General features: G+C 63.8%; 8 protein-coding genes, 1 tRNA gene and 1 pseudogene. 9 read left to right on the top strand and 1 reads right to left on the bottom strand.

Annotated features, from left to right (window positions below; genetic code table 11):
- The 4 genes from ACCAA_RS21820 to ACCAA_RS18715 form a co-directional block, all read left to right on the top strand.
- Positions 1 to 230 (top strand): hypothetical protein (locus tag ACCAA_RS21820; protein ID WP_222104817.1); only part of this gene is annotated, 230 nt, incomplete at its 5' end.
- A 70-nt stretch (positions 231 to 300) separates the two neighbouring features.
- Positions 301 to 2139: a PHA/PHB synthase family protein gene (locus ACCAA_RS18725; protein ID WP_186408771.1), complete on the top strand. Its 1839-nt coding sequence runs from the start codon at positions 301 to 303 to the stop codon at positions 2137 to 2139.
- An 87-nt stretch (positions 2140 to 2226) separates the two neighbouring features.
- A complete protein-coding gene (gene radC, locus ACCAA_RS18720; RefSeq protein WP_186408770.1) occupies positions 2227 to 2904 on the top strand; it encodes a RadC family protein in 678 nt (225 codons plus the stop codon).
- Between the two features lie 72 nt (positions 2905 to 2976).
- Positions 2977 to 3052: transfer RNA gene (locus tag ACCAA_RS18715), tRNA-Asn, on the top strand.
- Positions 3053 to 3129: 77 nt separating this feature from the next.
- Here the strand turns inward: ACCAA_RS18715 and ACCAA_RS18710 are convergent.
- Positions 3130 to 3909 (bottom strand): cytochrome c, encoded by a 780-nt coding sequence (locus tag ACCAA_RS18710; RefSeq protein ID WP_425394501.1) that lies wholly within the window; start codon positions 3907 to 3909, stop codon positions 3130 to 3132.
- Between the two features lie 513 nt (positions 3910 to 4422).
- On the opposite strand from ACCAA_RS18710, the gene ACCAA_RS18705 reads away from it, so the two are divergent.
- From ACCAA_RS18705 to ACCAA_RS18685, 5 genes and pseudogenes are all read left to right on the top strand, one after another.
- Entirely contained in the window at positions 4423 to 5259 is an 837-nt protein-coding gene (locus tag ACCAA_RS18705) for a PA4780 family RIO1-like protein kinase (protein ID WP_186408768.1), read from the top strand.
- Positions 5260 to 5505: 246 nt separating this feature from the next.
- On the top strand, positions 5506 to 6918 hold the full coding sequence (gene pyk, locus ACCAA_RS18700) for a pyruvate kinase (RefSeq protein ID WP_186408767.1): 1413 nt from the start codon (positions 5506 to 5508) through the stop codon (positions 6916 to 6918).
- Between the two features lie 198 nt (positions 6919 to 7116).
- A complete protein-coding gene (locus tag ACCAA_RS18695; protein ID WP_186408766.1) occupies positions 7117 to 7356 on the top strand; it encodes a type II toxin-antitoxin system Phd/YefM family antitoxin in 240 nt (79 codons plus the stop codon).
- Positions 7353 to 7748, top strand: coding sequence for a type II toxin-antitoxin system VapC family toxin (locus ACCAA_RS18690; RefSeq protein ID WP_186408765.1), 396 nt, complete (start codon positions 7353 to 7355; stop codon positions 7746 to 7748). Before ACCAA_RS18695 ends, ACCAA_RS18690 begins: the two co-directional genes overlap by 4 nt.
- Before the next feature lie 12 nt (positions 7749 to 7760).
- Positions 7761 to 8023: pseudogene (locus ACCAA_RS18685) on the top strand (DUF6399 domain-containing protein); the annotation flags it as partial.

Below are 8023 nucleotides of genomic sequence, written 5' to 3'. Positions count from 1 at the left end.
TTGTGCGAAAGTTTTTTCTTGCTACCCACCGCCAGGCCTTGAAAATACGGGGTTGGAGCCCTCATGCGTCAGGGCTGAAAGCAAAAGCAGCACCGCAGGCCGTGTCACGCTCGAACGGCTCGCCCGATGGCCGGCGCTGCGCGACCGCCAGCTTGCCCGACGCCCTTTTTCAGGCACTGGGTGCACCGGGTGTTGACCTGGATCAGTCGACCATTCGCTGGATGCTCTAGCATTCTTTGGCACGAATGCGTTCTGGCGCCTTCGGCTGACGCTTGTCTCAGCGCACATCGGAGAAAACCCATGCTCGAAACCCCTCAACAATCCCCGTCTGCACCACCCGATTCCGCCACCGAGGCTGTGACGCCACCCTTCCACGCGGATTTCTCTCGTCGCTTGAGTGACCGTCGCCTGCTTGATTCCGACGCGCTGGAAAACATTGACCGGATGACGAACATCGCCCTCGGCCAATTGAGTGGCGGGGTTTCACCGGCATCGCTGGCGATGGCTTATCTCGACTGGATGGTGCACCTGTCGGCGTCGCCCGGCAAACAGTTTCAACTCGGCGCGAAAGCGGCGCGCAAAGCGCTGCGCCTGGGATCCTACGCCCTGACCTCGGCCGTGGCGGGAAATGCCGAACCGTGCATCAAGCCCCTGCCGGGTGACCATCGCTTTGACCATCCGGGATGGCAGCGCTTTCCCTACAATGTGATCTATCAGGGCTTCCTGCTCAATCAGCAGTGGTGGCACAACGCGACCACCGGCGTGCGCGGGATCTCCAAACACAGTGAGGCCGCCGTCTGGTTCACGGCCAAGCAGATCCTCGACATGATGTCGCCGGTCAATGTGCCCCTGATGAATCCCGAGATCGTCGAAGCGACGGTCAGGGAACGAGGCGCCAATCTGGCGCGGGGCGCCGAGTACTACGGTGAAGACCTCCGCCGCTCGCTGCGCGACGAAAAGCCGGCCGGCATCGAAGCCTTCCGGGTCGGCGAGAACCTCGCCATCACTCCCGGCAAGGTGGTGTACCGCAATCCACTGATCGAACTGATCCAGTACTCGCCGACCACCGACACCGTTCAGCGCGAACCAGTCCTGATGCAGTCGGCGTGGATGATGAAGTACTACATCCTGGACCTGTCGCCGCACAACTCGCTGGTCAAATATCTCGTCGATCGCGGTCACACGGTGTTCATGATCTCGTGGCTGAACCCTGGGCCCGAGCACCGCGATCTGGGCATGGAGGATTACCGCAAGTCGGGAACGCTGGCCGCGATCGACGCCATTTCCGACATCCTGCCGGACCGCAAGATCCACGCCGTCGGTTACTGCCTGGGCGGCATTCTATTGACCATCGCCGCGGCAGCAATGGCGCGCGATGGCGACGACCGTCTGGCCAGCGTCACCCTGTTCACTACCATGACCGACTTTACCGAAGTCGGCGAAATCAACGTCTTCATGGACGCCAGTGAGGTCACCCTGCTCGAGGACATGATGTGGCAGAAAGGCTATCTCGATCACAAGCAGGTCTCCGGCGGTTTTCAGTTGCTCAAGTCCGCCGACCTGATCTGGTCGAAGATGGTGCGCGAGTACTACCTTGGCAATCGCGAACCGATGTTTGACCTGATGGCCTGGAACGCGGACGGCACGCGCATGCCCTATCGCCAGCACTCCGAGGTTCTCCGCCGGCTGTACGTGGATAACGAACTGTTCCAGGGCAAGTACCTGGTCGGCGGGCGCGCCATCTCGATCAGCAACATCCATTGTCCGATGTTTGCCGTTGCCGCGGTGGCCGACCACGTTGCGCCGTGGCACTCGGTCTACAAGCTGCACCTGCAGAGCGATTCGACAGAACTGACCTTCGCCCTGACCAGCGGCGGCCACAACGTCGGCATCGTCAATGAACCTGGCCGACCGCGCCGCTCGTTCCAGCTCAGCGTCTGTCGAGAGGGCGAACGCTGCCTCGATGCCGAAACCTGGAAGAAGGAGACCCCGAGCTACGAAGGATCGTGGTGGCCAGCCTGGCAAGAATGGCTGGTGCAGCATTCCTCGGGTAGCGAAGAAGCACCGCCGATGGGCGCTCCGGAAAAAGGCTACCTCCCGTTGTGCGACGCGCCGGGAACCTATATCCACCAACAATAGCCCTGCGCCCCCTTCTCTGCCCCAGGCATGTCAGCCTGGGGCAGAATATCGATCGTGAGGTCGTGACACTACACTGGTGAGGGCGAGATGGCGATTACCGATTGGCCCAAGGACGAGCGACCGCGCGAGCGCCTCTTGGCGCACGGCGCGGCGTCGCTGTCGGATGCCGAATTGCTGGCGATTTTCCTGCGTGTCGGCGTGCGGGGCAAAAGTGCAGTGGATCTGGCGCGTGATCTGATCGGGCGCTTCGGTGGCCTGACCCGCATGTTTGCCGCCAGCCCTGCGGATTTTTCGGCAGTGCCCGGCATGGGGCCCGCGAAGTACGCGCAGTTGCAGGCGGTCGTCGAACTGGCACGGCGGGCGCTGGTTGAAGAAATGAAACAGGGCGTCACCTTTGCCTCCCCTGGTGCCGTACGTGACTACCTGCGGCTGCATCTCGCGGGGCTGGAGCATGAGGTGTTCTTTGCCTTGTGGCTCGATGCCCAGAACCGCCTGATTGCCGCTGAAGAGCTCTTTCGTGGCACGCTGACACAGACCAGCGTCTATCCGCGCGAGGTCGTCAAGCTGGCCCTGCGGCACAACGCAGCGGCGGTGGTACTGGCGCACAACCATCCCTCGGGCGTCGCCGAGCCTTCGCGCGCCGATGAGGTGTTGACCAGTGAACTCAAACAGGTGCTGGCGCTGGTGGAAGTCCGGGTGCTTGATCATTTCATCGTGGCAGCGCAGTCACCACCCCTCTCCTTTGCCGAGCGTGGCCTGTTGTAGTGCATACCCCGCTCATATAAACATGTCTGTTGACGAATAGGCGCCAAGTCACTAAGATGCGGCCTCTCGTGTTCCTCGATAGCTCAGTTGGTAGAGCGTCGGACTGTTAATCCGTAGGTCCCTGGTTCGAGCCCAGGTCGGGGAGCCAAAATTGATTCGGCAAGCAACGCAAAAGGCCAATCCTGCGGTTGGCCTTTTGCGTTGCTTGCCGGCCTGAGCATGGCGTCAGGGTTTGTCCTTGCGTCCGGCCATGTGGCGCAGATAGGCGATCAGCTGATCCAGCTCCCGGTCTTTCAGGGCGTCCCTGCTGAACCCGGACATGCGCCCCTCGGGCCAGCGGCGCATGGATTGCGGGTCGCGGATGTAGCGGCGCAGAAAGTCCCCCGCCAGGTACTCGGTCGGACTGTGGGGGATGTTCAGATCCGGTCCGAAGGCGCTGTCGCCAGCCCTGTTGAGCCGGTGACAGGCAAGGCAGTTCTTCTGGAACTGAACAAAACCGGCCTGCTCCTCGGCACTGGCGGAGGCAGCCGGAAACAGTGCGGGGAAGCGCTCTTGCAGGGGTGCAATCTGCCGCACCCGGGCAATCTGGAATGGCCACTGCTCTGGGCCGATGTCGCCCTCGGCGGGATTCTTCCAGACCAGATAGAAGGGCCCTGCGCTGGGTTTGCCGGGTCCCAGAGCGGGCCAGGGGCTTGCGGGGTCCTCGACGGCCAGCCAGGCCTGGGCCCCCTCGCTCTGCAATAGTGGTGCCGCGCGTAGTTCTGCGCTAAAGCCGTCGCTGGAAAGGATCTGGAGATGGGCGGTGGGGGCGATGCCCCGCAGCAGCTCGGCCATGGGTACGGCCCGGTACTGCATGGAGCGCTGGTAGCTGACATCCCGGGGGACAAGGATGTCCTGGGCCTTGGGGTGGTTCAGCAAGCCCGTGCTGTTCAAGGTCAGCGGACCCGTCTGTAGATCCAGGACCAGTTCGGCCGCCCCCAGATGCAGGGAAAGCAGCAGTGCCATTCCGCCTAGCAGTCGCATGGTTGGTCTCCTAACAGGGTGCAGCCCTTGCCGTTGGCCGCCCACCGGCCGACCCTGCAGGCGGATCTTATCACCCTGCGATCGCCGAGTCCCTCCTCGGTGTGTCCCCGGCCCGGCCAGGCCAGTCCGGAGCGGCGCCCGTTACGCACATGGAGCACAAAGCGGGTGTCCTTGTTTAGAGCCACCTCGGTAATGCCCTCGCCACAGCTCAAAAGCGAGCGGCGCCAGCCGGCGGCATAGTAAAATAGCTGCGCGCCTCACTCCGGACAAGCGCCACGCTACGCTTGACTTTCCGTTCCTTTCAGTTACCGTCGGCCGCCTTGGCTGGCGCTGGCGCAGCCGATGTCTGTACCCTTCGTGCCGCTGACCGCGGACGCCAGCGTTACCGCCGATGGCTGACCCATCGATCCGCCATCCACATCACGCAAGGCCCGGACGGACGATCTCCGCCGGACGGCGCTGCTCCCACCCAACAGGCGACAAGCCCACCACCCCATGAAGACTCCGAAAAAACTCGCTGCACTCGTCGAAGAAGGCCTCGTTGACGAGGTGATTGGTCAACTGATGAGCGGCAAAGAGGCCACCGTCTATGTCGTTCGCTGTGGTCAGAACATCCGCTGCGCCAAGGTCTACAAGGACGCCAATCAGCGCAGCTTCCGCAAGAATGCCTTCTACCAGGAAGGCCGCAAGGTGAAGAACAGCCGGCAGGCGCGCGCCATGGACAAGGGCAGCCGTTATGGGCGAAAGATGCAAGAAGATGTCTGGCAGAACGCCGAGGTCGATGCACTGTACCGGCTGGCCGCCGCCGGCGTGCGCGTTCCCCAGCCGCACCTCTGCTTCGAGGGGGTCTTGCTAATGGATTTGATTCTCGATGCCGAGGGCCATGCGGCACCGCGGCTCAACGATGTCGACCTGAGCGAGGAACTGGCGCTGGAGTTTCATGCCTTGCTCGTCAATCAGGTGGTGCGCATGCTTTGCGCCGGCGTCATTCACGGCGACCTCTCCGAATACAACATCCTTGTCGGCGACGGCGGGCCGGTCATCATCGACCTGCCGCAAGCCGTCGATGCGGCCGGCAACAGCAACGCTGCCGAAATGTTCGCCCGCGACGTGGGCAATCTGCGAACCTACTTCAGCGCCTTCGCCCCGGCGCTCAGCCATACGCAGTTCGACAAGGAGATCTGGGCGCACTATGAAGGTGGTTCGCTGCACCCGGACCTCCGCTTGACCGGTCGCGTCGAGCTTGACGAGCGCCTTGCCGACGTCGACGCCGTCCTGCTGCAAGTCGACCTGGCGATCAAGGAAAACGAGATTCGACGCATGTGCCAATAGCCGTCCCCGCTGTACCCGTCGCTAGAGCGACCGCACACCGGTGCCGTGAGCCTGTCGTGCGCTGGTCGCGGCGAGGAGCATTTCTCGCCTCCTTCTGATACCGGCGCCGCAATTGACTGTGGCTGCCAGCGCTGCCTATACTCCACGCCCCGCCTTCGAATTTCCCTTCGCTCGCCTGTCGCTTTGGCCAGAAGCACCTCGTTCGGGAAGTGAGACCGGCTGTCGAATCTATCGAGGAGTCTTGTAATGCGCCGAACGAAAATTGTGGCCACGATCGGCCCCGCTACCGCCGCCGCCGAGCCCCTGCGGCAACTGCTGGCCGCCGGCGTCGACGTCGTGCGGCTCAACGCCGCGCATTCCGACATGCAGACGCACAGCAACAACGTGCGTCTGGTCCGCGAACTGGCTGGCGCACTCGGTCGCCACGTCGCGGTGCTGGTGGACCTCCCCGGCCCGAAGATCCGTACTGGTCTGGTGGTGGGTGACGCGGTGGAACTCGAGTCCGGCCATGAGTTCTTGTTGAGTGGCACCGACGACGGTCGTGGTGACGTGCATCACGTCGCCACGACCCTGTCCGAGTTGGCGCAGTGGGCGCGCCGGGGCGACGAAGTCTATCTCGCGGATGGCGCCATCGTGCTGCGTGTGCTCGAAGCGGTCGGCAACGACGTGCGCACCGAAATCGTCCGCGGTGGCACGCTGCGCTCGCGCAAGGGCATGCACCTGCCGCGCGCCGAGGCGCACGTCGAGCCCTTCACCGATCGCGATGCGCTTGCCCTTGAGATGGCGATTGCCGCCAAGGTCGACTTCGTCGGACTCTCCTTCGTGCGTCGGGCCGAAGACGTCGAGCGTGTGCGTGCCATGCTTCCCAAGCGTGGCCCCCGGCCGGCGCTGGTGCCCAAGATCGAGACCGCCGCGGCGGTGGACAACATCGAGGGAATCATTCAAGTGGCCGACGCGGTGATGGTCGCGCGCGGCGATCTGGGCATCCAGATGCCGGCAAGACGCGTACCGCTGCTGCAGAAAGAGATCATCCGTTTGTGCAATCTGGCAGGCAAGCCGGTGATTACCGCCACCCAGATGCTCGAGTCGATGACGCGTTCGCCCTTGCCGACGCGCGCCGAAGTGAACGACGTCGCCAATGCGGTGCTCGACGGCACGGACGCCTTGATGCTGTCGGAAGAGACCGCCGTCGGGCTGTTCCCGAATGAAACCGTACGCATGATGAGTGAGGTCGCCGAGTCGGCTGAAGGCTGGCCGCACGACCGCGTCGACCCCGCTGCCAGCGCCGGCGCCGATGCCGACCGTGTCGCCTGGGCTGTGGCACACGCTGCGGTGCAAGCGGCAGAGGATCTCGGCGTGGCCGCGATCCTCTGCCCGACGCGCAGCGGCCAGACGGCGCATCGCGTCGCCGCTTTCCGACCGAAGGTGCCGATCGCCGGCATCTCAACCAGCCCGCAGGTGCTCGGCGGCCTCTGCCTGGTGTGGGGCGTCCACCCGCTGCTGGTCGCCGAGAATCTCAAGAGCGAGCAATTGCCGCTCGCCATCGCTGCGGCGCGCACGGCGGGAATCGTCCGCAGTGGCGATCTCGTGGCGGTCGTCTTCGGCTCGGCCGGTCCGCGAGCCGGCAGCACCGACAGCGTGCGCATCGTTCGCGTCTGAGAGCGGCAAGCAGCGGCTTGCCTGGGGGCGCCTCCGTCGCACGGAACACGCCTCTGCTCGCAACGATGTCGGGAAGCTGTATGTGGCCATGATCCAGAGGTGCGAGTACATGCTTGCCCAGCGCCTACGGTTAACTTCGCTGATTTGACGCGCGCCAGCGGAAACTGTACATCGCACCTGTACAGTGAGGAGGCAGCCATGAAAGATGTCAATGTCACGGCCCTGCGCCAGAATCTGCCGAACTATCTGGCGCTGGTCGAGCGCGGGGAAAAGGTCCGCATCACGGTACACGGCCGAGTCATCGCCGAAATTTGCCCGCCTTCGCCCCCCAATGACGAGACCACTGCCGCCCGCACACGCCTGCGTAACAGTCTGGTGCGCTACGACAATCCCTTCGAGTCGGCTGTCGCGGCTGACGAATGGGAAATGAACCGGTGATCGTCCTCGACACGCATGCTCTTGTCTGGTGGCTGACAGGCGGGTCGGCCCTCTCACACGCCGCGAAGCAAGCTATCGCCGAGGCGGCACAGGAAGCCCCTGTGGTTGTGTCGGCCATCAGCATACTCGAAATCGTCACGGCTGTCCGCCGGGGCCGGCTACAATTCGCCAGACTGGTCGAGCGCTGGCTAGCGGATGCCCATCTGCTGCCGGAACTGTGCTTCGCGCCAGTTTCGGCCGAGATCGCCCAACTGGCAGGGAGCTTAGGACAGGAACTGCACGGCGACCCCGCTGACCGGATTATCGCTGCCACCGCCATCATTCTCGGCTGCTCCCTGGTCACAGCCGACGAGAAACTGCGTACTTGCCGTGCGCTGACAACTGTCTGGTAGGCGACATCGAAGGTGCCGATTGCCGGCATCTCGACCAGCCAGCAGGTGCTCGCCGACCTCGGCCTGGCACGCAGTACCTTGCAGGAGTGGTGCAAGCCGGTAGCGGTCGGCGCGGCGCCAGCGGCCTTGACGGCGTGGGTGGAGACCCCGGAGGACGTGCGGTGGCTGCATCAACTGGTGTTGGCGGCGCATTTCGCCATCACCCTGCAGGGCGGTGCCGGGGTGCGGGTGGTGTGCCAATTCCTTGAGTTGAGCGGGCTGTCGGCGTTCGTCGG

The organism is Candidatus Accumulibacter aalborgensis (assembly GCF_900089955.1).
Classification (GTDB): domain Bacteria; phylum Pseudomonadota; class Gammaproteobacteria; order Burkholderiales; family Rhodocyclaceae; genus Accumulibacter; species Accumulibacter aalborgensis.
This window is presented reverse-complemented; position numbering and strand designations above follow the sequence as displayed.